Here is a 22,945-nt window from a genome sequence, read left to right on the forward strand (position 1 = left end):
ATTCCCACTTTTTACCGCCAAACTCAAGGTTGCAGTCTTTATGACTGCATGGATTGAAATAACAGGTGCGCATTTACACTTCCAGTTTTTCCGCAATGTTGCAGTCTTTATGACTGCATGGATTGAAATCACTCTGTTAAAATCAGATAGCAATAAATTTGGGGTTGCAGTCTTTATGACTGCATGGATTGAAATTGTTACCTCGATACCGTACTGTTTTGTATATTTCTCTAGGTTGCAGTCTTTATGACTGCATGGATTGAAATTGTTACTGTCACATACTGTCTAATCATCGCGGCGGTTGCAGTCTTTATGACTGCATGGATTGAAATGTGAACTATTTACTTTGTTGTTTATTAATTGGTTGTTGCAGTCTTTATGACTGCATGGATTGAAATCAAAAAATCAATATGGTCGGTGTAAAATTCTTCGTTGCAGTCTTTATGACTGCATGGATTGAAATGAGCAAATGCTTTTACATCCATCTCGTTTGCACGTTGCAGTCTTTATGACTGCATGGATTGAAATACATAACATTTTCTTGCGTTCATGATCATACGCGTTGCAGTCTTTATGACTGCATGGATTGAAATTCCTAAAATAATCTTGATTGACCATTAGCACTGCCGGTTGCAGTCTTTATGACTGCATGGATTGAAATTGTCAGTGACTATACGGTTAGGTACAGATGATATGCCGTTGCAGTCTTTATGACTGCATGGATTGAAATAAAGAATTGCCGATGAACAAGTAATCGAATCACAACGTTGCAGTCTTTATGACTGCATGGATTGAAATATTTATTTATCTACCTCGGAAAAATACAAATTTTTGTTGCAGTCTTTATGACTGCATGGATTGAAATCACACACACACACACACGTTGCAGTCTTTATGACTGCATGGATTGAAATTATTGATGCACTTGCTCGTGACATGGGTCTCACTAGTTGCAGTCTTTATGACTGCATGGATTGAAATCAAGGTAGAAATGGCTGCTGTTATTCATAAACAATGTTGCAGTCTTTATGACTGCATGGATTGAAATTTTGGAAACAATTAATAAATATATTTTTTAATATGTTGCAGTCTTTATGACTGCATGGATTGAAATATAAATTGTTGATACAGTAGCAGCTTCCTTTCTCAGTTGCAGTCTTTATGACTGCATGGATTGAAATAATGTTTTTTGTATCGTTATCAACGTAAGGGCGACGTTGCAGTCTTTATGACTGCATGGATTGAAATTGGTAATGACTCTAAAAGGGCTTGAAATTCTTCGTTGCAGTCTTTATGACTGCATGGATTGAAATAAGGAGCGAAGGATGCGCGCAAAGAATTAAATAGGTTGCAGTCTTTATGACTGCATGGATTGAAATATCTATGCTGATACTGATTCAAATCACTTATTCAAGTTGCAGTCTTTATGACTGCATGGATTGAAATTAACATCACAAGTTGTGTATTATGCTCTTCACACGTTGCAGTCTTTATGACTGCATGGATTGAAATATTACTGTCCAACAACATGGATTATTGAATCAGACATGTTGCAGTCTTTATGACTGCATGGATTGAAATATTGGTTTTAAAATATACAGACCAGCCAACTGCGTTGCAGTCTTTATGACTGCATGGATTGAAATATGAGACGAATTAAACTTTTAGATAATTATATTAGGTTGCAGTCTTTATGACTGCATGGATTGAAATGTGGGTAGCAACTCCGCCAACGGTTGCAGCTAAGTTGCAGTCTTTATGACTGCATGGATTGAAATATAATAAACATCCATTTTTTGACCTATCACACGGTTGCAGTCTTTATGACTGCATGGATTGAAATTGTTCCTGGTCAACTACAAAAATAAAATCACCAGTTGCAGTCTTTATGACTGCATGGATTGAAATAACGGAATGAGGAATTGAAACGAAACGTCGGAGGTTGCAGTCTTTATGACTGCATGGATTGAAATCCTTTTGAAATGTTCGAAAATTTAGATGAAGATATTGTTGCAGTCTTTATGACTGCATGGATTGAAATATCACGACAAATCATCGTTAGATGCGTTAAATTTGTTGCAGTCTTTATGACTGCATGGATTGAAATGTATTAATTTGCTGTTGCTGGTCACTATCTTTTTGGTTGCAGTCTTTATGACTGCATGGATTGAAATCGATGAATCTACGCCAAATTCGACATCCATTACCAGTTGCAGTCTTTATGACTGCATGGATTGAAATTTGTTTATTGTTAAACATCTTGTCAGACTTCTGCCTGTTGCAGTCTTTATGACTGCATGGATTGAAATTTTTTATAACCTAGATGAGTAACAGTTTTTTTGGTTGCAGTCTTTATGACTGCATGGATTGAAATTTTGATATCCCCGTCAATCTTCGGATGGTCCAAAATGTTGCAGTCTTTATGACTGCATGGATTGAAATGTGCTTTTAAACTATTATCAAAATCACAATGGCATGTTGCAGTCTTTATGACTGCATGGATTGAAATTTTCCTGGCTAATCCGTGTTTAATCACAGAACATCGTTGCAGTCTTTATGACTGCATGGATTGAAATAAGGCGAATGAAAGACTTTAAAAGTCGTGGTTTGTTGCAGTCTTTATGACTGCATGGATTGAAATAATCCATATAGCTTTTATGGCTTTATTAAATGAGTTGCAGTCTTTATGACTGCATGGATTGAAATGATAGATGGACTGCCTACAACATTAGATGAAATTGTGTTGCAGTCTTTATGACTGCATGGATTGAAATTTTACTGTTGGTCTAGCAAACGGTATGGCAGATGTTGCAGTCTTTATGACTGCATGGATTGAAATAGGAGTATTCTATGACCGTTTTATCCGTGGTCTGTTGCAGTCTTTATGACTGCATGGATTGAAATTGATAAAAAAGATTAGCTTATATAGTTAGAAAGAGTTGCAGTCTTTATGACTGCATGGATTGAAGCTCAACTATATTTCCTGCATTAAAAGCGATGTTAAATAATTTCGAACAATAACCATTAAGAGGTGATTCTATGATCAAACCAAAACCATTAAAGATGGGGGATACGATTGCTTTTATCACGCTTTCTTCAGGAATGGCAGGAGAAAAAGTGTTTCAGTATCGTTGGAAAATTGCAAAAAAACGGCTAGAATTATTAGGTTATCGTGTTGTATTGACACCTAATGCGATACAAAGTGATGAGTATATTTATCAGCATCCGGATAAACGTGCGGAAGATTTAATGAATGCGTTAAAAAATCCAGAAATTGATGCTATTATTTGTATGATTGGTGGATCGGATACGATTCGATTGTTGCCATATATTGACTTTGAAGTTATTACAAACTATCCTAAATTATTTATTGGTTATTCAGATACTACGGTTAATCATTTTATGTTTTATCATGCGAACGTCGTCTCTATTTATGGCCCAACAGCACTAGTTGAATTTGCAGAAAATAAAGCAATGCATGACTATACACTCACTCATTTTTTAGAACTAGTCACAGGCGAAAATACTCGACTTTCACTGAAAGCTAGTTCGCAATGGACGAGTGAGTTTTTGGATTGGTCAAATCCTGAAAATGCTGAGATTCAACGCTCTATGCAAACTGAACAATATTTTTACGAATTTTTACAAGGAGAAGGAGTAACTCAAGGGAAATTATTGGGAGGATGCTTAGAAACTTTTCCAATGATGATGGGAACTAAAATTTGGCCTAAGCTGACAGAATGGCAAGGAAAGATTCTTTTTATTGAAACTTCAGAACTTACTATTTCTCCAAGTTTATTTGCTATTTTATTAAGAGGTCTAGCTGCACAAGGGATTTTTCATCAAATTAGCGGTATTCTTATTGGAAAACCGGTGAATGAAAAGTTCTACAATGAATACAAAGCAACACTTCTTCAAATTATTCGTGATGAATGTCAGCTAAAACAATTACCCATTGTTTATAATTTAAATTTTGGACATACTGCCCCAATCTTGAGTTTACCTGTGGGATGTACACTTGAAATTGACTGTACAAACCAGACTCTAACGCTTCTGGAAAGTCCAGTAAAATAACCAGTCCAATTAATTATAATGGACTGGTTAAATGCTAGTCTTTTTTACTTGACAGAAATAATTTGTTTTTAGGCTTCAAATAACTGAAACCTTCTCCTTCTACTTCATGAACGTTGATAATTGAAACAAAAGCTTTTTCATCTGCTTCGTGAACAATCCGTTTTACTTCAGAAATTTCACGAGGACTAACAACGATGTAAATGATATTCTTTGTTTGATTTGAATAACCGCCCTCACCATTGAAATAAGTTAGGCCACGTTCGAGTTGTTGCATTAATAAAGAAGCAATCTCTTGGTTTTTATCAGACATGATTAAAATCCCTTTGGCTGAGTAACCCCCGTCTAAAATGGAATCGATAATTTTAGTAAAGACGTAAGCGAAAATTAAGGTGTACATCATTCGGTTTAAGTTGATATAGGATAATGAAAGAATCAAAACAACTACATCAAAAATTAGTAATGACTTACCAACTGAGATTCCAAAGTTTTTTTCTACGATACGTGCAATAACATCACTACCACCTGTAGTACCACCAACTTTATAAATCATACCACTGCCAATACCTGTAATGACACCAGCTAATAAAGCTACAATCAATAAATCATGTTGTAAGTCGATAACTATCGGAACTGTTTGCCAAAATCCTAACCAAAAAGATAATCCTACAGTTCCTAAAATTGTATAATATAAAGCACGTTTACCTAAAATTCGACCGCCTATAATTATTAAGGGAATGTTTAAAAATAAAGTGCTTATTGCAGGATCAATTGAAAATAAAGCTCTTAAAATCAAGGTGATCCCAGTGATACCACCTTCTGCTAAATCATTAGGGATATTAAAAAAAACAATACCAAACCCATAGATAGCTGTACCAAAAATAATAACTAGAATATCTCTCATGGTTCTAAATGAAAAAAAGCGTTGCATAACGTACCTCCTTATAGAATAATCTTTCTTAATGTAGCATGTAAATATTCAATAGACAATAGTTCTTTCCTATGAATTCTTTTCCCAATTTGTTAAGATATAAAAGGAGAAATTTAGAGGAGTGGATAAATTTGGATAAGCAACGTTCTTTAGTATCAATGCAAGAAGAGGTTGATGCTTATATTCAACAATTTAAATCAGGTTATTTTAGCCCCTTAGCACAAATGGCGCGTTTAACAGAAGAAGTTGGCGAGTTAGCTAGAGAGGTGAATCATCATTATGGTGAAAAATCTAAAAAAACAACCGAGACTGCCAAAACTGTCGCCGAAGAACTAGGCGATGTTTTGTTTGTAACGATGATTATGGCTAATTCATTAGATATAGACTTGACAGAAGTATTTGAAGAAAATATGGAAAAATTTAATCGCAGAGATAGTTATCGTTTTGAACGAAAAGATGGGAAACAAACTGCGGAAGATAGATAAGGTGATGAGATGAAGTTAAATGTAATCCCTCAAGAATATCAAAAAGCATTGCCTATTTTAAAGAAAATTGAAGATGTAGGATTTGAAGCCTATTTTGTAGGTGGTAGTGTACGTGATGTCTTGCTGGGGCAACCAATTCATGATGTTGATATTGCGACAAGCGCTTTTCCGGCTGAGATTAAAGAAATTTTTCCTCGGACGATTGACGTAGGAATTGAACATGGAACCGTTTTGGTTTTAGATGAAGAAGAGCAATATGAAATTACAACATTTCGTACAGAGTCAACCTATCAAGATTTTCGACGTCCCGATCGTGTTGAATTTGTTCGATCATTGGAAGAGGATTTAAAACGGAGAGACTTTACGATTAATGCGTTTGCTTTAAAAGAAGATGGTGAAATCATTGATTTATTTGATGGTTTAGCTGATCTTGAAAACAAAGTGTTACGTGCAGTTGGAAATCCTCATGAACGTTTCCATGAAGATGCCTTACGAATGATGCGTGGGCTACGATTTGTTAGTCAATTAGGTTTTCAACTAGAAGAGGAAACCTTTGCATCGATTTATGAGAATCATGCTTTATTAGCTAAAATTTCAATCGAACGTATTAATATTGAATTTATTAAACTATTACTTGGCAAATATCGGCAGCAAGGTTTACAAATGTTTGTTGAGACGGAATGTTATATTTATTGTCCTCAATTGCGGTTGCATGGTGAATCATTATTGCGTTTTTCGGAATTGACTAACCTGCAAATTAATAAAGACGTTCATGCATGGGTCTTGTTAATTGATCAATTAGGTTTATCAGATAAAGAAATTCGTCCTTTTATGAAAGCGTGGAAGTGCTCTAATGAGATTATTCGGACAACACAAGCAGTATCTATGGGCTTGCGATTCAGAAAAACACAGAATTTTACAAAGCAATTACTTTATACATTAGGAAAAGAACAAGCTATCTTAACAGAAGAGCTACTGCCATATTTTGATTTAGACAGTGATGTAGTTGCGGTGAAAGAGGCCTATCAGCAATTAGTTATTCACTCTCTACATGATCTAGCGATTAGTGGGCATGATCTGTTGGCCTATTTTGATAAAAAACCAGGTAAATGGATGAGAGAAATTTTGATGCTCTGTGAACAAGCAGTTGTGGAACAAAAAGTCCCTAACGAGAAGGAATTGTTACTTGAGTATGCCGTAACTGCAATTGCAAAAATTGAATGTTAAGAAATTGCTACACAATGAGAAAAACTAGTTCTTCTCATTGTGTATTATATTTACTAGAGACAATTGTTATGCTACACTAAGTATGTGTAATTTATTAACCAATTAAGGTAAGGAGAGTTCAATATGGCTAGACAAATGAAAGCGTTAAAACTACTTTTCCGAAATGGAGAAACTTGGACAATCGATCGTCGTTACATTGGTGACTTATGGATTAAGCAAGTTTCAACAAGTTTTGGTCGTATTAAAGGCAGTGACTTTGTAGAAATTCACCCATGTGAAGCATTTAAAATTGAAATTTTCCAAGAAGGTGATCATGTATCAACTCACGATATCAACTTAGGTGGATTGGAATCAGGAATGTTTGCACGTGCCTTAAAATATGAAGATATCGAACGTATGGAATTATTATATGAATCAGGTCATCCGGATGTTATTTATTTCCCATACAAAGATAAATCAACAGATGGATTAGATAATGCGTACCAATCAACAAAAATTAGTGAAAAAACTAAAAATCTTTACATTGTAATCGATCCAAAACAAACGGTAGATGATATCTACGGCAAGCACTTCGAATAAACAACCGACGAGAATTCTTTTTAGAGTTCTCGTTTCTTTCTGAAAAAATAGAAGGTGGAATGACATGGCAAAGAAAAAAAACAATACACCTACAACTACCGTTAAAGGAGTGTTGTATTCACTCGTTGCGCTGCTTGTTTTCACAGCGACAGCTGGACAAATTGATTTGTCTAAATTGGATTGGTCTGATCCAACGACTATTTTAAATGTATTTGATGATACATCAGAACAGTTAGTAAATTATCCACAACTTGACGCACTGCCAGATTACGATGGTACAAATATTGTTGTCACGCTAAATGATAATCATACGACATTTACAGAGCAAGAAATATCACTTGTCAATGGACCGTGGCAGAGTTTTTCAGCTCTTGATTCTCTCAACCGTGTGGGTCCAGCAAATGCGCTATTACATAAAAGTTTGATGCCCAAAGAAGAACGTGGAGATATTTCGCGAGTGTATCCATCAGGTTGGAAGCAAAAGAAACTTGAAGATGGGAAGTGGTTGTACAATCGCTCACATCTAATCGCTTTTCGTTTTACTGGGGAAAATGATAATTGGCAAAATTTATTTACTGGTACTCAGCAGATGAATCAAAAACCAATGAAAGAGTATGAAGATAAAGTGGCAAATTATTTAAAAGAAACCGGAAACCATGTGCGGTATCGGGTGACGCCTTATTTTAAAGATGAAGAACTCGTTCCACGTGGCATTCAAATTGAGGCGCATAGTGTGGAAGACCAAGAATTATGCTTTAATATTTTTATTTATAATATACAAGACGGTTATAGTATTAACTATGCTACTGGCAATTCTAAAAAAGATTAAAAAAGTCACGAATTCATAGTTAGATTCAAAGGTTAGACTTTTTTGGAGTAGAGCAATCTACTCCTTTTTTTGTAAAACAAAAACGCCGAACTCTTGATAAACAAGAAGTTCGACGCTTATTTTCAAACTATTATTTAGTTTCACGGTGTAAAGTAACTTTTCTTTCACGTGGGCAATATTTTTGTTTTTCCAAACGATCAGGATTGTTACGTTTGTTTTTGTTTGTTAAGTAGTTACGTTCTTTACAAGAAGTACATTCTAATGTAATGTTTACGCGCATCTGTTTTCCCTCCCATATATCTAGAATATTCCAAGATCTCTCTCTCAGACCAAACTATAATATCACGTTTATTCAGAGAAATCTAGCCTTTTTAGCAAATTTTGTTAAGTAATTTTACTTGACGATTCTTACGTGTTTAATTGAAGGTTAGTTATAGGCGGAAGATAGGTTCCATGTTAAAATAAATGATGTGTGTAAGACTTTAATTATGAGTAAAGGAGTGTGAATTTATGGAAAAAACAAAACTGCGTCAATCTGGAATTACCACATTAAAAAAATTAGCTGAACAGCCTAATAAGAAACTAAAAAAAGAATCAATAATTTTATCACTCTTTTTCGCCTCACGAATTTGGAAAGAAGCAAAAGTTATTGGGATGGTTCGTTCAACAGCGTTTGAATTTAATACTGAACCAATTATGAAACGGGCGTGGGCAGAGAATAAGACTGTCGTTGTTCCTAAATCATTGCCAAAAAGTCAATTAGCTTTTTACGAAGTAGATGAAAGAACGGCTTATCGAACAACAAAATTCGGTGTTGATGAACCAATCAGTAATTTAAATGTCTCTAAAGAAGAAATTGATGTTTTGCTTGTTCCAGGGATTATTTTCTCTAAAGAAGGGTATCGTATTGGATTTGGTGGCGGATTTTATGACCGTTACTTAGCAGAATATCAGGGGCAAACCTGTAGTTTAGTTTTTTCAGAACAACTAAACAATCAATGGAATCCTGATCCATTTGATTTTCCGGTAGCGCGGATTTTTACTGATAGTTTTAAAGGAGTGACTTATGAATAATTTATCGTTTAATCGCCTAAAGCGAACCCCTTTTTTGACATATACTTTTTTAGCAATTCAGATTTTAGTTTACTTAATCGCTTTTCTTTTTCCAAGTTTATATTTAGAATTTAGAGGTTCTATGTTTGGACCTTTAGTCGTACAAGGACATGAATATTGGCGTTTTATTACCCCGATTTTTATTCACTATGGATTGATGCATTTTGCAGTCAATTCAGTCGTTCTTTATTTTATGGGACAACAAATTGAAGCTATCTATGGACATGTACGCTTTTTTATTATTTATTTAGTCAGTGGAATTGTTGGCAATGCTTTAAGCTTTGCCTTTAATCAAGCCGGTGTACAGTCAGCTGGATCAAGTACTTCATTGTTTGGGCTGTTCGGTGCATTTGTTATTTTAGGCGTTCATTTTAAAGGGCATCCAGCAATTCAAGGAATGGTACGTCAATTTACTTTATTTATTGGGATGAGTCTCTTATTCGGCGTTTTTGATCGTTCAATTGATATGTGGGGACATATTGGTGGATTGATTGGTGGGCTGTTATTAGGGAATGTATTAGCTGTACCTAACAACTCGAAAAGGTACTCCATTCATCTTCGAATTATTTCGGGTATGATTTTAGCGTTTTTGATTATTTTTTGTCTCGTGTACGGTTTCAAAAAATATGAAATACTTGTATAATGTTTAGGAAGTGTCTTTATGGAAACTTTGTATGATGTCCAACAGTTATTTAAACAATTCGGTTTGTATATTTATGTAGGCAAACGTATTTATGATATTGAACTGATGGCGATTGAATTAAAAAAGCTATTCGAAGCACGTGTGATTGATCGAGAGACCTATTTAAAAGCACGAGGCATCTTAAATCGAGAACATCGCATCGAAGAAAGCAGGAAGGATTTTTAGGATGGAAGAAAAGAAAATCATTGGAATTGACTTAGGAGGCACTACAGTTAAGTTTGCGATTGTGACTCTTGAAGGAGAAATTCAACAAAAGTGGAGTATCGAAACAAATATTTTGGATGAAGGTTCACATATTGTTCCAGAAATTGTTGACTCCATCAATCATCGTTTAAGTTTATATGACTTGGAAGCAAAAAACTTTATTGGGATTGGTATGGGAACTCCTGGAAGTGTTGATCGTGAAAAAGGGACAGTTATCGGTGCTTATAACTTAAACTGGAAAACATTGCAACCTGTTCGTGAACAAATTGAATCAGGAACAGGAATTCAATTTACGTTAGATAACGATGCGAATGTCGCTGCTCTAGGAGAACGCTGGAAAGGTGCTGGCGAAAATAACCCAGATGTTGTTTTCATGACGCTAGGAACTGGAGTTGGAGGCGGCATTATTGCAGAAGGTAACTTATTACATGGTGTCGCAGGCTGTGCGGGAGAAATTGGTCATGTAACAGTGGATCCTTATGGTTTTGAATGTACATGTGGTAAAGTAGGCTGTTTAGAAACAGTTGCAAGTGCAACAGGTGTTGTCCGTGTTGCTCGTCAGCTATCAGAAGAATACGCAGGCGATTCCGAGTTGAAACGTCGTTTAGATGACGGTCAAGATATTTCAAGTAAAGACGTTTTTGTTTTAGCTGAACAAGATGATCCATTTGCATTGATGGTTGTTGATAAAGTTTGCTTTTATCTAGGTCTGGCTTGTGGTAATTTAGGAAATACGTTAAATCCATCAAGTATTGTTTTAGGTGGTGGTGTATCTGCAGCAGGTGAATTCTTACGAAGCCGTGTCGAAAAATATTTTAATGAGTACACATTCCCTCAAGTAAGAGAAAGTACACAAATTAAACTAGCTCAATTAGGAAATGATGCCGGTGTAATTGGCGCAGCTTCATTGGCATTGCAATTTGTAAAATAGAAAGGTAGAAACAACATATGAATTTTTTTAATACCCTAACACTGATTTTATTATTAGTTCTAATTTTCATGGGATTGAATTGGTTGTATTATTATATCCTAGGAAAACGTTCTGCTACAATTATTGAAGAAGAAGAGTTTCGCGAAGGAATGCGTAAGGCACAAGTAATTGATGTTCGCGAGAAAGCTGAATTTGATGGAGGGCACATTTTAGGTGCACGTAATATTCCTTATACAGTTTTAGATAATTCAATTTCAGCAATTCGTAAAGATCAACCAGTTTACCTATACGATCGTTCAAAAGCATTGAGTGTTCGTGCTGCGAATAAATTGCGTAAACAAGGCTATAAAAATGTTTATATTTTAAAAGATGGGTACGATGGTTGGACAGGTAAGACTAAAAAGAAAAATTAAAGTAAAAAACGAGCTAGTTAGTAGCCCGTCAAGAAGACACGAAATATAATAAATTTTTAGAGAGCTGTTTGCGATTTTTTGCAAACAGTTCTTTTTTCACTGATGAATCGCGATGACGCTCGGTTAGTGAAGCACTTTGATGAGCGAAATCAAGAACGTTTTATCCATCGAATAGTATGTAGTCAATAGCAGTTTTCTGTGTAGGTCTATTGGTGTCCTAGAGTTCAACCAATGTTGATACCAACTGTCTTCTACCAGCGTGAGTCGCTTTTTTAAAATTTTAACTTCCCTTTTGATATACAAAATCCCCCCATACAGGACCTTTTCTATTTCAGTGTCCTATATAAGGGGAGCCGATTAATAACGTCTCTCGTTTTTTGTATTATCTTGCGAAACTTTTACGATGTGCTTTACGTCGTTTCAAGTCGTTGACAGCTTCTTTTTCTTCAATTGGATCAATGACTTGCTTTTTTATTGTGGCAATCAAGCCAATTGTTGCTGCAGTTGTAGCAAGAGAACCTACGACAAATCCTGTAACAAATTTTTTCATTGTTCCTTCACCTCACTTCATTATCTTAACTATATTATGAATGAATTTGGAGATTTTGCAAAGTAATATACCATAGTAAATTTATTTCGGTAAATAAGTTGAAAAAGTTTAGTAAATATTTTATAATAAATTTACTAATAAAAAAAGGAGTCGATAAAAATGGAAAAATTAGAGAAGATTTTCAAAGACGTTTTTGAAACACCTGCTACTGGTGCATATTTTGCTCCAGGCCGTATCAATTTAATTGGTGAGCATACAGATTACAATGGAGGTCATGTGTTTCCTGCATCAATTACTTTAGGAACGTATGGTTTAGCGAGTAAACGGGAAGATCAACTTGTTTGTTTGTATTCAGAAAATTTTCCAGATAAAGGCACGATTACTTTCTCAGTTGACGAACTGGATTATGAAAAAGCACATGATTGGGCAAATTACCCTAAAGGAATGATTCGCTTTTTAAAAGAAGCTGGACATACGATTGATTCTGGATTAAACATTGTTTTCTACGGAAATATTCCAAATGGTGCCGGACTTTCATCATCTGCTTCCATTGAGCTATTAACAGGTGTCATCTTAGAAGATTTATTTCATTTGACTATTGATCGTTTAGATTTAGTTAAAATTGGGAAACAAGTTGAAAATGATTTTATTGGTGTTAATTCAGGAATTATGGATCAATTCGCAATCGGTATGGGTAAAAAAGACCATGCATTACTATTAGATACAAATACATTGCAATATGAAGTTGTTCCAGCAATCTTTGGAGAATATGTTGTTGCTATTATGAATACGAATAAACGCCGAGAACTTGCGGATTCTAAATACAATGAGCGTCGAAGTGAATGTGAAGAAGCCTTGCGTCTATTACAAACACAATTAGACATTCAATCATTAGGTGAACTTGATGAAGCCACTTTTTTTGCAAATACAGAATTAATTGGCGACGAGACTTTAATCAAACGTGCAAAACATGCTGTAACGGAAAATCAACGAACGTTAAAAGCACGCCAAGCGTTAAAATCTGATGATTTAAAAACTTTTGGTGAGTTATTAAATGCTTCTCATGAATCATTGAAAGAAGATTATGAAGTAACAGGCATTGAATTAGATACCTTAGTTGCTGCTGCTCAAAAACATCCAAGTGTATTAGGTGCACGAATGACAGGTGCTGGTTTTGGAGGTTGTGCGATTGCTTTAGTTAAACAAGCCGATTGGCAGGATTTTGTAGCATCGGTTTCTAACGAATATCTAGACAAAATTGGTTATGCAACAGATATTTATCAAGCAAGCATTGATGATGGTGCCAGAAAGTTATAAAATAAAAAAGAGTGTTTAAAACAGAAAGCGAGGATATGAGATGTCTATTTTAGTATTAGGAGGAGCCGGCTATATCGGCTCCCATGCCGTAAATCAATTAATTCAACGCGGTGAGGATGTTGTGGTAATTGATAATTTATTAACAGGACACCGTGCTGCTGTGCATCCAAAAGCACGTTTTTATGAAGGAGATGTTCGTGACAAAGCTTTTGTTACGGAAGTTTTTGAAAAAGAAGCGATTGATGGCGTGATTCATTTTGCGGCAAGTTCTTTAGTTGGTGAATCAGTTGACAAACCATTGAAATATTTCAATAACAATGTTTACGGTATGCAAATCTTATTAGAAGTGATGCATGAACATAACGTGAAACATATTGTCTTTTCATCAACAGCTGCTACTTATGGTGAACCAGAGGTATCTCCTATCTCAGAAACAACACCAACGAACCCTAAAAATCCATATGGTGAAAGTAAACTAATGATGGAAAAAATGATGAAATGGTGTGACAATGCTTATGACATGAAATTTGTAGCGTTACGTTATTTCAATGTTGCTGGTGCAAAAGCTGATTCTTCAATTGGAGAAGATCATACACCTGAAACCCATTTAGTACCAATTATTTTACAAGTCGCTTTAGGACAACGTGATGAATTATCAATTTTCGGAGATGACTACAATACACCTGATGGGACTTGTATTCGTGATTATGTACATGTAGAAGATTTAATTGCTGCTCATCTGTTAGCTTTAGATTATTTAAAAGCAGGTAATGAAAGCAATGTCTTTAACCTAGGTAGTAATAATGGCTATTCCGTAAAAGAAATGTTAGATGCAGCAAGAGAAGTTACTCAAAAAGAAATTCCAGCAGTCATCGCGCCTCGTCGTGCAGGTGATCCAAGTACTTTAGTGGCTTCTAGTGAAAAAGCAAAAGAAGTCTTAGGTTGGGAACCACAGTATACAGATGTGAAGAAAATTATTCAAACTGCTTGGGATTGGCACGTAAGTCATCCAAACGGGTATGAAGAATAGGAGCTGAAGGGATGTTAAGTCAAACAATTGCTGATTTTGCTACACTTGCGATTGCAGCAGGCGGTTGGATGGAAATGGATCGCTTGTATTTGCATAATCGTATTTTAGGAATGATTGGTGAAGATCAATTGGAAGATTTTGATGTACGTCCTGTAACACGTCCATCAACTGAATTGTTAGATGAATTAGTAAACACTGCACAAAAAAATCAAGTGATTGATTCTACTTTGTCAGCAATTGAAATTTTAGAAGGCGAACTGATGGATTTCTTGACACCACCACCTTCTGTTGTCAATGCTTTTTTTGCGCAGCATTATGCTAAGGATCCTAGACAGGCTACAGATTACTTTTTTAATTTATGTAAAAATAATGATTATATCAAGACACGCGCCATTGCGAAGAATATTTATTTTCCTGTTCAAACACCATATGGCGAATTAGAAATCACTATTAATTTATCGAAACCTGAAAAAGATCCAAAACAGATTGCAGCAGAGCGAACTGCCGCAACTAGTAATTATCCAAAATGTATGCTTTGTATGGAGAACGAAGGGTATAAAGGTCGTGTGAACTATCCGGCACGAACGAATCATCGGATTATTAGGATGAACCTAGATGATGAATCATGGGGATTTCAATACTCTCCATATGCCTACTATAATGAACATTGCATTGTTTTATCAGAGGAACATCGTCCGATGGAAATTAGTCAGCAAACTTTTGCACGTTTATTACAAATTGTTGAAGTATTGCCACACTATTTTGCAGGTTCAAATGCTGATTTGCCAATTGTAGGAGGATCAATTTTATCTCATGACCACTATCAAGGCGGAAATCATACGTTTGCGATGGCAAAAGCACCAATTGAACATTTATTTGCCTTGAAAGATTTTCCAACAGTTGTGGCTGGAACGGTTCAATGGCCAATGTCAGTCATTCGTTTACAAGCAACAGATAAGGAGCAATTAGTTGCAGCTGCGACACATGTGTTGACGAAATGGCGCAACTATTCTGCACCTGAACTAGATATTGTAGCATTTTCTAAAGATGGAACATTGCATCATACGATTACGCCAATTGCTCGTAAAAAAGGTGATTTTTTTGAACTGGATTTAGTTTTACGAGATAATAATGTATCAGAAGAATATCCTGATGGTATCTTCCATCCACACCAAGATGTTCATCATATTAAAAAAGAAAATATTGGTTTAATTGAAGTGATGGGACTAGCAATTTTACCACCTCGTCTTAAAGAAGAATTACAAGAAGTGGAAAAATTCTTGTTAAATCAAGAAAATCAATTAGCAGAAAGTCATCGTGCATGGGCAGAGCAAATGCAAGAACGTTACACCTTTTCTCAAGAAAATGTTCGTGATGTGATGAAAGAAGAACTTGGACAGATTTTTACACGCGTTTTAGAAGATGCGGGTGTTTTCAAACGGGATGAAAAAGGACAACAAGCTTTTATTGATTTTACTCAAGCGCTGTAATAAAAGGAGGAGAGATCGTGGCAACCATTAAAGATATTGCGGATAAAGCAGGAGTCTCTCCTGCAACGGTCTCGCGTGTTCTCAACTATGATCCAGAGTTGTCTGTAGGTCAAGAGACAAAACAGAAAATTTTTGAAGTAGCTGAATCATTGAATTATACCAAGCATAAGAAAAAGCGTCGTGAACAATTTGTCATTCGTTTAGTTCAATGGTATGACACGGCGGAAGAGTTGGAAGATTTATACTATTTAGCCATTCGTTTAGGTATTGAAAAAAAAGCGGAAGAGTTAAATATTCAGTTGTTAAAAGAATCGCTTGATCAATTATCAGAAACTACAACTGTAGGCACGATTGCATTAGGTAAATTTGATCCTAAACAAATTCGTCTATTAGAAGAACTAGAAGGAATATTGTTATTTGTTGATACTAATGATACAATCCATGGTCATGATTCTATAGTTGTTGATTTTACACAAAGTGTTGAACAAGTCATCGACCATTTCATTCAAGAAAAACATGAAAAAATTGGTATTTTATCAGGGATTGAATATACAAAACAGAGCAATTATGAAATTAGTGATCCTCGGCTCAGTGCTTTTAAAGAACGTTTGACCCAATTAAAATTATATCAAGAAAGATATCACCTTCAAGGAGCGTTTACTGTTGAAGGAGGCTATCAGGCGATGAAAGAATTTTTATTGCAGGAAGACGACTATCCAACAGCTTTATTTGCTTCAAGTGATGCTTTGGCGATTGGTGCGATGCGTGCGATTCAAGAACAAGGGTTGAAAATACCTGAAGATATTTCGGTGATTGGTTTTAACGATGTAAGTGTAGCGAAATATGTTAGTCCCGCATTATCAACTATTCGTGTTTATACAGAATGGATGGGAGAATTGGCCGTATTAACATTGGTTGATTTAATTAAAGAACAGCCTCTTGTTTCCAAACGAAGTGTTTTAGCAACGGAATTAATTTTACGTCAATCAACGTTAAAAACTCAAAAAAATCAAAAGAGTCTATCATAGACTCTTTTTTATTTTGGATAGAAACTTTGGCCTCAATTCTTACTTTTGTGGTAAAATATGAAAGAACTTGAGTAAGGTAGGGAAGAAAAATGAAGATACTTGCAATAGATACATCAAATCAAACCATGGCAGTAGCTGTTACAGATGACCATCGCTTATTAGGTCAATTGCAAACAACAGTCAATAAAAATCATAGCAAAACGTTGATGCCTGCTATTGAAATACTAATGAAAGAGCTTGACTTAACGCCTCAAGATATTGATCGTATTGTTGTTGCGCAAGGCCCTGGTTCATATACAGGATTACGAATTGGGGTGACAACAGCAAAAACGTTAGCCGATACTTTGAAGATTGAACTAGTGGGTATTTCTAGTTTAAAAACTATTGCTGGAAATTGCTACGGTCGCGAAGAATGGATTGTGCCGCTTTTTGATGCCCGACGTCAAAATGTTTATGCAGGTGCATACCAATGGCAAGACGGAAAATTGGTCAATGTTTTGGCGGACCAACACATTGCGTTAGATGCGTTACTTGCACAATTAAATGACCGGGATGTCTATTTTGTAGGTGAAGATGTTCAAAAATTCCAAGAAACGATTAAAGAGGCTTTGCCAAAGGCTGTTTGTAATCCAATTATCTCTTGGAATTATCCAAATGGTGGTGTGTTGGCTGAACTTGGCAAACACGCACCAGTTAGTGCAATCCATCCGTTTTTACCGAAGTATTTAAAACGTGTGGAAGCTGAAGAAAAGTGGTTAGAAACCCACGAAGCTGGAGAAGAGAGTTATGTTGAAAAGATTTAAATTTTTTCTTTCTTTTCTAAGTAAACAAAGTGACTATCGAGAAAAAACACTCACAATTGATGGACGTGTGTATCATATTCGTGAAGTTTTTCCAAAAGATATTAAGGCATTAATGCGTGTTCAGCAATTGGTATATAAGGAATATCAACCATGGCATCGTGGGGCTTTTTTATCAGAGCTATATTCGATGCATGTCCATCGATATTTATGTGTTGTTGCGGATCAACAAGTCCTTGGATTTATAGGTATTCGTATAGTAAAAAATGATGCGCATATTACTAATATAGCTATAATCCCTGACTATCAAAATAAAGGTTTAGGAAAGTATCTATTAAAAGAAGCTGAACAATTTGCTAAACAACACAAATGTCAAACAATGTCTTTAGAGGTGCGTATAAGTAATTTGGATGCACAACGTTTGTATACAAAGTTAGGTTATGCAACACGTCAAGTTTTGATAGAATATTACAGTGAAGGCAATGAAGATGCCTTAGATATGGTGAAAGAATTAAAATGAAGATGACAAGTAAACATTTTTTTACAGCGACAGCGTTGGCGTTCGAACTGTATCAGTTAGCAGAGAGTAGCTATGCACATGGTTCCCCATGGACGACGGAGCAATTTATAGAAGATATTCGTAATGAGCAAAGTGAATATCTAATTTTAGGAAAAAAACAAATTTCTGGTTTTTTAGGCTATCATCAATTTTTAGACGAGATAGAAATTTTTAATTTAGTTGTTCATACCCAAGAAAAAAAGCAAGGTTATGGTGCGGCTTTATTAAAAGAGTTGTTCCGGATTGCTAATGAAGAGCAAATTGCTCAAATTTTATTAGAAGTTCGTGTTTCTAATTTTTCAGCACAAAATTTATATTTAAGTCATGGCTTTGAAATTATTGCTCGAAGAAAAAATTATTATCAAGCACCTGTTGAAGATGCATTGATTATGATAAAGAAAGTGAGGCCAACGTTGGTCAAATGAGAGAATTGATTTTAGCAATTGAAAGTAGTTGTGATGAAACAAGCGTGGCAGTCATTGAAAATGGTTATAAAATTTTAAGTAATATCGTTGCATCCCAAATTAAAAGTCATCAACGTTTTGGTGGTGTGGTACCTGAAGTGGCTAGCCGTCATCATGTAGAACAAATTACTTTATGTATTGAAGAAGCGCTAGCTGAAGCAGAAGTTTCAATTGATGAGTTATCTGCGGTAGCTGTGACACAGGGGCCTGGATTAGTGGGTTCCTTATTAATTGGTATATCCGCGGCAAAAGCTTTTGCTTGGGCACACCAATTACCCTTGATTCCTGTCAATCATATGGCAGGGCATATTTATGCGGCTAGATTTGTTCAACCATTAGAATTTCCGTTGATGGCATTATTGGTTAGTGGTGGGCATACTGAATTGGTTTTGATGGAAGCAGATGGATCCTATGAGATTGTTGGAGAAACACGAGACGATGCAGCGGGAGAAGCTTATGATAAAGTAGGGCGAGTTTTGGGCTTGCCGTATCCAAGTGGTAAAGAGATTGATCGTTTAGCACATCTTGGAAAGGATACCTATCATTTTCCACGTGCCATGATTCATGAGGATAATTTTGATTTTAGTTTTAGTGGCTTGAAAAGTGCTTTTATTAACTTAGTGCATAATGCTGAGCAACGTGGCGAGGCTTTATCGACTGAGGACTTAGCGGCTAGCTTTCAAGCAAGTGTTATCGAGGTACTCGTTCATAAAACGATTCATGCCTGTCAACAATATCCAGTGAAACAAATAATTGTTGCTGGTGGAGTGGCCGCTAATCAAGGGCTAAGACAGGCGTTAGAAGAAGCTGTCGAACAATTACCAAATGTTACTTTAGTTATACCACCTCTACGCCTATGTGGGGATAACGCAGCAATGATTGGCGCAGCAGCACATGTAGAATTAGCTAAAGGGAATTTTGCAGAGATGTCTTTGAATGCAGTACCAAGTTTAGCTTTTCCAGTAAAAAAATAGCAATTTTTTTAGATAAAATCAAATAAAGAAGGAACAAGTCTAGTTCAGATTTATTAGGCTTGTTCCTTTTTTATTTAGACAACAATTGCTTCTTCTTTAAAGAGTGTTTTGGTGGCACGGTAGATATTTAATGCTGTTTGTGACTGATTCATTGTGTATAAATGAATCCCTGCTGTATCTTGAGTGACTAAATCAACGATTTGATCAATAGCGTAGGCTAAGCCAGCTGCTCGCAATGACTCTGGATCATGTTCATATTTTTCTAAAATAGCAATGAATTTACGTGGCAAGGCAGTTTTAGTTGTTTTTATTAAACGCAATGCTTGATTACGATTAACAATAGGCATAATACCAGCATAAATAGGAATATCAATACCAACAATGTCGCAATTTTCGCGAAAACGATAAAAAATATCGTTGTCAAAGAATAATTGTGTGATTAAATCATCACAGCCACTATCAACTTTTTTCTTTAGATTTTGTAAATCTTCTACACGATTTTTAGCTTCAGGATGGACTTCAGGATGACAAGCACCACTGATTTGGAAAGTAGGCTCTTCTTTTTTGATAAAGTGAATTAAGTCGCTAGCGTGCTTGAAGTCATCTAAAGGCGACTTATCTTCATAAATATCACCACGTAATGCTAGAATTCGATTTGTATTGGAACGTTTTAAAATAGTAATTGCTTCCCGAATATCTTCTTTTGAAGAATAAGCCGCTGTTAGATGCGCAATGCTAGGCACATTCAAATTTTTTTGAATATAGCCTGCTAATTTTAATGTTGTTGTTTTTAAATCAGCATTTTTATTGCTACATGTCACACTGATGAAATGCGGACCTAAGTCCTGCAATTCATCGAGTGTGTCCAAAAGTAATTCGTTTGACGACTTCGTATTTGGTGGGAATATTTCAAAAGAAAGGGAAGGACGTTGTCTTTCCACATTGTCAGTCATTCGCAAGCTCCTCTCGCACTTTTTTTGCAGCTAATACCAAGTTTTCTAAACTAGCATATGTTTCTTTTTCGCCACGAGTTTTCAAACCGCAGTCAGGGTTTACCCAAACTTTATTGGTTGGAATTTTTTCTAAAATTTTACCAATCGTTTGTTTAATTTCTTCTATAGATGGAATACGTGGTGAATGAATGTCGTAAACACCAGGCCCAACTTGTGTTTGGAAATTATTCCGATTTAAAGCATCTAATAAGGCTAAGTTTGAACGGGATGCTTCAAAGCTAATTACGTCAGCATCCATATTATCAATTGCTTTAATAATATCTTCAAACTCGCTATAACACATATGCGTATGAATTTGTGTTTCTGGTTGCACTTTACTGTGAACTAAACGGAATGCAGGAATTGCCCAATCTAAATATTCGCTGTACCAGTCTGTTTGACGCAATGGCAATTTTTCACGGAGAGCAGCTTCATCAATTTGAATGATGCGAATTCCATTTGCTTCTAAGTCTAAAACTTCCTCTTGGATGGCTAAAGCTAATTGATAGGTGCTTTCTTTAATAGAAATATCTTCACGGGTAAACGACCAGTTTAAAATTGTTACGGGACCAGTAAGCATTCCTTTAACAATTTGCTCTGTTTTGCTTTGTGCATATTTAGACCATTGCACGGTAATTGCTTTTGAGCGAGCAATATCGCCCCAAATGATTGGCGGTTTTACACCACGAGTGCCATAAGATTGTACCCAACCATTTTTAGAGAAGAGGTAACCATCTAACGCTTCACCAAAAAATTCAACCATATCATTACGTTCGAATTCGCCATGTACTAAAACATCTAAGCCGATTTTTTCTTGGAAAGCGATACATTCATCAATTTTCTTCGCAACAAAAGCGTCATATTCTTCTTGATTAATCTCGCCACGTTTGAACTTTCCACGAGTAATTTTGACTTCTTTTGTTTGTGGGAATGAACCAATTGTCGTTGTTGGTAATGTTGGCAATTGTAATAACCCAGTTTGTAAGGCTTCACGCTCTGCAAATGCAGGTAAACGAACGAAGTCAACATCTGTTAGTTGCGCAATTTTTTCTTGTAGGGCTTTATTAGCAGTAATTCGTTCCTGTTTGAAAATACGATTATTTTTCTCAATTGCTGCTTGATCAGTCTTGTCTAAAGCGACTAACTCTGCCAATTTCTCTTTTGCAAAAGCAAAATATTGTTTGATTTCATCTGAGAAAATTTCATTTTCAACAGAGTATGGAACATGTAACAATGAACAAGAAGTTGTTAGTACCACATTTTTAGGTAATTTAGCTAACAAATCAAAGGTACTGGTATAGTTATTTGTCCAAATGTTTTTACCATTTATTACGCCAGCAAATAATAGCTTGTCTTCTGGAAAAGGTGTTTTAGTGATTAGATTCAGTGTTTCTTTTCCTTCAACAAAATCTAACCCAACGCCATCAAAATCTAGAGCAATGATTTCTTCATAAATGTCACGAATATCACCAAAGTAGGTTTGTAATAGGACATTTAAACCTTGTTTATTTGCCAGTAAGGTTTGATAGAATTCTTTGAAACGAGCAATGTCTTCAGTAGTTAAGTCTAAGACTAAACCAGGTTCATCAATTTGAATCCATTCTGCTCCGGCTTCAGCTAGCTGTGCAAATACTTCTTGATAAGCAGTTAATAAATCAGCAGAAAAATCTGCACTTGTTGTGCCATCATGGTATTGACCTAATTGCAATAAAGTAAACGGTCCTAAAATCACTGGACGAGTAATGATTCCTAACTCTTTTGCTTCGATAAATTCATCAATAATTTTAGTCGTGTTTAATTGGATTTTTGTTGTTTTTTCAAATTGAGGGACTAGATAATGATAGTTCGTATTAAACCATTTTTTCATCGGTAAGGCATGAACATCACCTTTATCACCTTGGTAGCCGCGAGCCAAAGCAAAATATTCTTCTAGTTCATTAAAATCTAAATCTTTTACTTTTTTAGGGATGATATTAAATAATACAGATGTATCTAACGTATTATCATAAAAAGAAAAATCATTACTTGGAATTTGATCGATACCAGCTTCTTTAATAACATTCCAATGTTTTTTACGTAATTCTTTTGCAAAACCTTTTAAATCCTCTGCTGAAATTTCGTTTCTAAAATATTTTTCTGTTTCAAACTTTAATTCTCTAAATTCACCTAAACGGGGAAAGCCGATAATTGTTGTTGTCATTAACCAACACTCCTTTTTTTGTGTTGAAGATAATGTATCATGAAAGAAAAAAATT

At 35.5% G+C, this 22,945-nt stretch carries 23 protein-coding genes and 2 CRISPR repeat arrays (1 of these 25 only partly in view); of the genes, 18 read left to right on the top strand and 5 right to left on the bottom strand.

Features of this window, described 5'->3' with window-relative positions; genetic code table 11:
• Window positions 1–866: direct repeats of the CRISPR family, unit length 32 nt; unit sequence GTTGCAGTCTTTATGACTGCATGGATTGAAAT; it begins 40 nt to the left of the window's first position.
• Window positions 867–949: 83 nt separating this feature from the next.
• A CRISPR array of direct repeats spans window positions 950–2,970; the repeat unit is 32 nt; unit sequence GTTGCAGTCTTTATGACTGCATGGATTGAAAT.
• 69 nt (window positions 2,971–3,039) lie between these two features.
• Window positions 3,040–4,074 carry a S66 family peptidase gene (locus AC4BC5_RS12475; RefSeq protein ID WP_490495688.1) on the top strand — a complete coding sequence of 345 codons (1,035 nt, stop codon included), beginning with the start codon at window positions 3,040–3,042 and terminating at the stop codon, window positions 4,072–4,074.
• A gap of 34 nt (window positions 4,075–4,108) precedes the next feature.
• Here AC4BC5_RS12475 and AC4BC5_RS12480 read toward each other — a convergent pair whose 3' ends face one another.
• A complete protein-coding gene (locus AC4BC5_RS12480) occupies window positions 4,109–5,002 on the bottom strand; it encodes a YitT family protein (RefSeq protein ID WP_490495689.1) in 894 nt (297 codons plus the stop codon).
• A gap of 131 nt (window positions 5,003–5,133) precedes the next feature.
• Here AC4BC5_RS12480 and AC4BC5_RS12485 point away from each other — a divergent pair, with 131 nt between their 5' ends.
• From AC4BC5_RS12485 to AC4BC5_RS12500, 4 genes are all read left to right on the top strand, one after another.
• Window positions 5,134–5,487 carry a nucleotide pyrophosphohydrolase gene (locus AC4BC5_RS12485; protein WP_490495690.1) on the top strand — a complete coding sequence of 118 codons (354 nt, stop codon included), beginning with the start codon at window positions 5,134–5,136 and terminating at the stop codon, window positions 5,485–5,487.
• A gap of 9 nt (window positions 5,488–5,496) precedes the next feature.
• A complete protein-coding gene (locus AC4BC5_RS12490; protein WP_490495691.1) occupies window positions 5,497–6,714 on the top strand; it encodes a CCA tRNA nucleotidyltransferase in 1,218 nt (405 codons plus the stop codon).
• Window positions 6,715–6,837: 123 nt separating this feature from the next.
• Window positions 6,838–7,293, top strand: a complete 456-nt coding sequence (locus AC4BC5_RS12495) for a hypothetical protein (protein ID WP_490495692.1) — start codon at window positions 6,838–6,840, stop codon at window positions 7,291–7,293.
• Between the two features lie 64 nt (window positions 7,294–7,357).
• Window positions 7,358–8,122 (top strand): DNA/RNA non-specific endonuclease, encoded by a 765-nt coding sequence (locus tag AC4BC5_RS12500; RefSeq protein ID WP_490495693.1) that lies wholly within the window; start codon window positions 7,358–7,360, stop codon window positions 8,120–8,122.
• 130 nt (window positions 8,123–8,252) lie between these two features.
• Here AC4BC5_RS12500 and rpmG read toward each other — a convergent pair whose 3' ends face one another.
• Entirely contained in the window at window positions 8,253–8,402 is a 150-nt protein-coding gene (gene rpmG, locus AC4BC5_RS12505; protein WP_002356321.1) for a 50S ribosomal protein L33, read from the bottom strand.
• A gap of 230 nt (window positions 8,403–8,632) precedes the next feature.
• Here rpmG and AC4BC5_RS12510 point away from each other — a divergent pair, with 230 nt between their 5' ends.
• Genes AC4BC5_RS12510 through AC4BC5_RS12530 form a run of 5 tightly spaced genes read left to right on the top strand, consistent with a single transcriptional unit; the run spans window position 8,633 to window position 11,486 of the window.
• Window positions 8,633–9,196: a 5-formyltetrahydrofolate cyclo-ligase gene (locus AC4BC5_RS12510; protein WP_490495694.1), complete on the top strand. Its 564-nt coding sequence runs from the start codon at window positions 8,633–8,635 to the stop codon at window positions 9,194–9,196.
• Complete coding sequence (locus tag AC4BC5_RS12515) at window positions 9,189–9,878, top strand: rhomboid family intramembrane serine protease (protein WP_490495695.1); 690 nt, start codon at window positions 9,189–9,191, stop codon at window positions 9,876–9,878. Before AC4BC5_RS12510 ends, AC4BC5_RS12515 begins: the two co-directional genes overlap by 8 nt.
• An 18-nt stretch (window positions 9,879–9,896) precedes the next feature.
• Entirely contained in the window at window positions 9,897–10,103 is a 207-nt protein-coding gene (locus AC4BC5_RS12520) for a YqgQ family protein (RefSeq protein ID WP_490495696.1), read from the top strand.
• Window position 10,104: 1 nt separating this feature from the next.
• Complete coding sequence (locus AC4BC5_RS12525; RefSeq protein WP_490495697.1) at window positions 10,105–11,073, top strand: ROK family glucokinase; 969 nt, start codon at window positions 10,105–10,107, stop codon at window positions 11,071–11,073.
• 17 nt (window positions 11,074–11,090) lie between these two features.
• Complete coding sequence (locus AC4BC5_RS12530; RefSeq protein WP_490495698.1) at window positions 11,091–11,486, top strand: rhodanese-like domain-containing protein; 396 nt, start codon at window positions 11,091–11,093, stop codon at window positions 11,484–11,486.
• 382 nt (window positions 11,487–11,868) lie between these two features.
• Here the strand turns inward: AC4BC5_RS12530 and AC4BC5_RS12535 are convergent, their stop codons facing one another.
• Entirely contained in the window at window positions 11,869–12,036 is a 168-nt protein-coding gene (locus AC4BC5_RS12535; protein WP_490495699.1) for a DUF3042 family protein, read from the bottom strand.
• Window positions 12,037–12,195: 159 nt separating this feature from the next.
• On the opposite strand from AC4BC5_RS12535, the gene AC4BC5_RS12540 reads away from it, so the two are divergent.
• From AC4BC5_RS12540 to tsaD, 8 genes are all read left to right on the top strand, one after another.
• The gene (locus AC4BC5_RS12540) at window positions 12,196–13,353 is read left to right on the top strand and encodes a galactokinase (RefSeq protein ID WP_490495700.1); all 1,158 of its coding nucleotides are present in this window, start codon (window positions 12,196–12,198) and stop codon (window positions 13,351–13,353) included.
• 40 nt (window positions 13,354–13,393) lie between these two features.
• A complete protein-coding gene (galE, locus tag AC4BC5_RS12545) occupies window positions 13,394–14,383 on the top strand; it encodes a UDP-glucose 4-epimerase GalE (RefSeq protein ID WP_490495701.1) in 990 nt (329 codons plus the stop codon).
• Between the two features lie 11 nt (window positions 14,384–14,394).
• Window positions 14,395–15,873 (top strand): UDP-glucose--hexose-1-phosphate uridylyltransferase, encoded by a 1,479-nt coding sequence (gene galT, locus AC4BC5_RS12550; protein WP_490495702.1) that lies wholly within the window; start codon window positions 14,395–14,397, stop codon window positions 15,871–15,873.
• Between the two features lie 17 nt (window positions 15,874–15,890).
• Window positions 15,891–16,901 carry a LacI family DNA-binding transcriptional regulator gene (locus tag AC4BC5_RS12555; protein ID WP_490495703.1) on the top strand — a complete coding sequence of 337 codons (1,011 nt, stop codon included), beginning with the start codon at window positions 15,891–15,893 and terminating at the stop codon, window positions 16,899–16,901.
• 89 nt (window positions 16,902–16,990) lie between these two features.
• On the top strand, window positions 16,991–17,704 hold the full coding sequence (gene tsaB, locus AC4BC5_RS12560) for a tRNA (adenosine(37)-N6)-threonylcarbamoyltransferase complex dimerization subunit type 1 TsaB (RefSeq protein WP_490495704.1): 714 nt from the start codon (window positions 16,991–16,993) through the stop codon (window positions 17,702–17,704).
• Window positions 17,688–18,221 carry a ribosomal protein S18-alanine N-acetyltransferase gene (gene rimI / locus AC4BC5_RS12565; RefSeq protein WP_490495705.1) on the top strand — a complete coding sequence of 178 codons (534 nt, stop codon included), beginning with the start codon at window positions 17,688–17,690 and terminating at the stop codon, window positions 18,219–18,221. Before tsaB ends, rimI (AC4BC5_RS12565) begins: the two co-directional genes overlap by 17 nt.
• Window positions 18,218–18,685: a ribosomal protein S18-alanine N-acetyltransferase gene (gene rimI, locus AC4BC5_RS12570; RefSeq protein ID WP_490495706.1), complete on the top strand. Its 468-nt coding sequence runs from the start codon at window positions 18,218–18,220 to the stop codon at window positions 18,683–18,685. The genes rimI (AC4BC5_RS12565) and rimI (AC4BC5_RS12570) overlap by 4 nt, the downstream gene beginning before the upstream one ends.
• Window positions 18,682–19,698, top strand: a complete 1,017-nt coding sequence (tsaD, locus tag AC4BC5_RS12575; RefSeq protein WP_490495707.1) for a tRNA (adenosine(37)-N6)-threonylcarbamoyltransferase complex transferase subunit TsaD — start codon at window positions 18,682–18,684, stop codon at window positions 19,696–19,698. The genes rimI (AC4BC5_RS12570) and tsaD overlap by 4 nt, the downstream gene beginning before the upstream one ends.
• Before the next feature lie 74 nt (window positions 19,699–19,772).
• On the opposite strand, the gene metF is transcribed toward tsaD, so the two are convergent.
• Both metF and metE read right to left on the bottom strand, forming a co-directional pair.
• Window positions 19,773–20,651 (bottom strand): methylenetetrahydrofolate reductase [NAD(P)H], encoded by an 879-nt coding sequence (gene metF, locus AC4BC5_RS12580; RefSeq protein WP_490495708.1) that lies wholly within the window; start codon window positions 20,649–20,651, stop codon window positions 19,773–19,775.
• Window positions 20,644–22,890 (bottom strand): 5-methyltetrahydropteroyltriglutamate--homocysteine S-methyltransferase, encoded by a 2,247-nt coding sequence (metE, locus tag AC4BC5_RS12585; RefSeq protein ID WP_490495709.1) that lies wholly within the window; start codon window positions 22,888–22,890, stop codon window positions 20,644–20,646. The genes metF and metE overlap by 8 nt, the downstream gene beginning before the upstream one ends.
• Between the last annotated feature and the right edge of the window lie 55 nt (window positions 22,891–22,945).

The organism is Enterococcus sp. AMC2644 (assembly GCF_058216475.1).

Coding starts and splice junctions, on each gene's coding strand:
- AC4BC5_RS12525 (WP_490495697.1), top strand. CDS start 10,105: ATGGAAGAAAAGAAAATCATTGGAATTGACTTAGGAGGCACTACAGTT.
- galE (WP_490495701.1), top strand. CDS start 13,394: ATGTCTATTTTAGTATTAGGAGGAGCCGGCTATATCGGCTCCCATGCC.
- metF (WP_490495708.1), bottom strand. CDS start 20,651: ATGACTGACAATGTGGAAAGACAACGTCCTTCCCTTTCTTTTGAAATA.
- metE (WP_490495709.1), bottom strand. CDS start 22,890: ATGACAACAACAATTATCGGCTTTCCCCGTTTAGGTGAATTTAGAGAA.
- AC4BC5_RS12515 (WP_490495695.1), top strand. CDS start 9,189: ATGAATAATTTATCGTTTAATCGCCTAAAGCGAACCCCTTTTTTGACA.
- rimI (WP_490495706.1), top strand. CDS start 18,218: ATGAAGATGACAAGTAAACATTTTTTTACAGCGACAGCGTTGGCGTTC.
- AC4BC5_RS12480 (WP_490495689.1), bottom strand. CDS start 5,002: ATGCAACGCTTTTTTTCATTTAGAACCATGAGAGATATTCTAGTTATT.
- rpmG (WP_002356321.1), bottom strand. CDS start 8,402: ATGCGCGTAAACATTACATTAGAATGTACTTCTTGTAAAGAACGTAAC.
- AC4BC5_RS12475 (WP_490495688.1), top strand. CDS start 3,040: ATGATCAAACCAAAACCATTAAAGATGGGGGATACGATTGCTTTTATC.
- AC4BC5_RS12510 (WP_490495694.1), top strand. CDS start 8,633: ATGGAAAAAACAAAACTGCGTCAATCTGGAATTACCACATTAAAAAAA.
- AC4BC5_RS12520 (WP_490495696.1), top strand. CDS start 9,897: ATGGAAACTTTGTATGATGTCCAACAGTTATTTAAACAATTCGGTTTG.
- AC4BC5_RS12535 (WP_490495699.1), bottom strand. CDS start 12,036: ATGAAAAAATTTGTTACAGGATTTGTCGTAGGTTCTCTTGCTACAACT.
- AC4BC5_RS12495 (WP_490495692.1), top strand. CDS start 6,838: ATGGCTAGACAAATGAAAGCGTTAAAACTACTTTTCCGAAATGGAGAA.
- tsaB (WP_490495704.1), top strand. CDS start 16,991: ATGAAGATACTTGCAATAGATACATCAAATCAAACCATGGCAGTAGCT.
- AC4BC5_RS12530 (WP_490495698.1), top strand. CDS start 11,091: ATGAATTTTTTTAATACCCTAACACTGATTTTATTATTAGTTCTAATT.
- AC4BC5_RS12500 (WP_490495693.1), top strand. CDS start 7,358: ATGGCAAAGAAAAAAAACAATACACCTACAACTACCGTTAAAGGAGTG.
- AC4BC5_RS12490 (WP_490495691.1), top strand. CDS start 5,497: ATGAAGTTAAATGTAATCCCTCAAGAATATCAAAAAGCATTGCCTATT.
- rimI (WP_490495705.1), top strand. CDS start 17,688: ATGTTGAAAAGATTTAAATTTTTTCTTTCTTTTCTAAGTAAACAAAGT.
- AC4BC5_RS12540 (WP_490495700.1), top strand. CDS start 12,196: ATGGAAAAATTAGAGAAGATTTTCAAAGACGTTTTTGAAACACCTGCT.
- galT (WP_490495702.1), top strand. CDS start 14,395: ATGTTAAGTCAAACAATTGCTGATTTTGCTACACTTGCGATTGCAGCA.
- tsaD (WP_490495707.1), top strand. CDS start 18,682: ATGAGAGAATTGATTTTAGCAATTGAAAGTAGTTGTGATGAAACAAGC.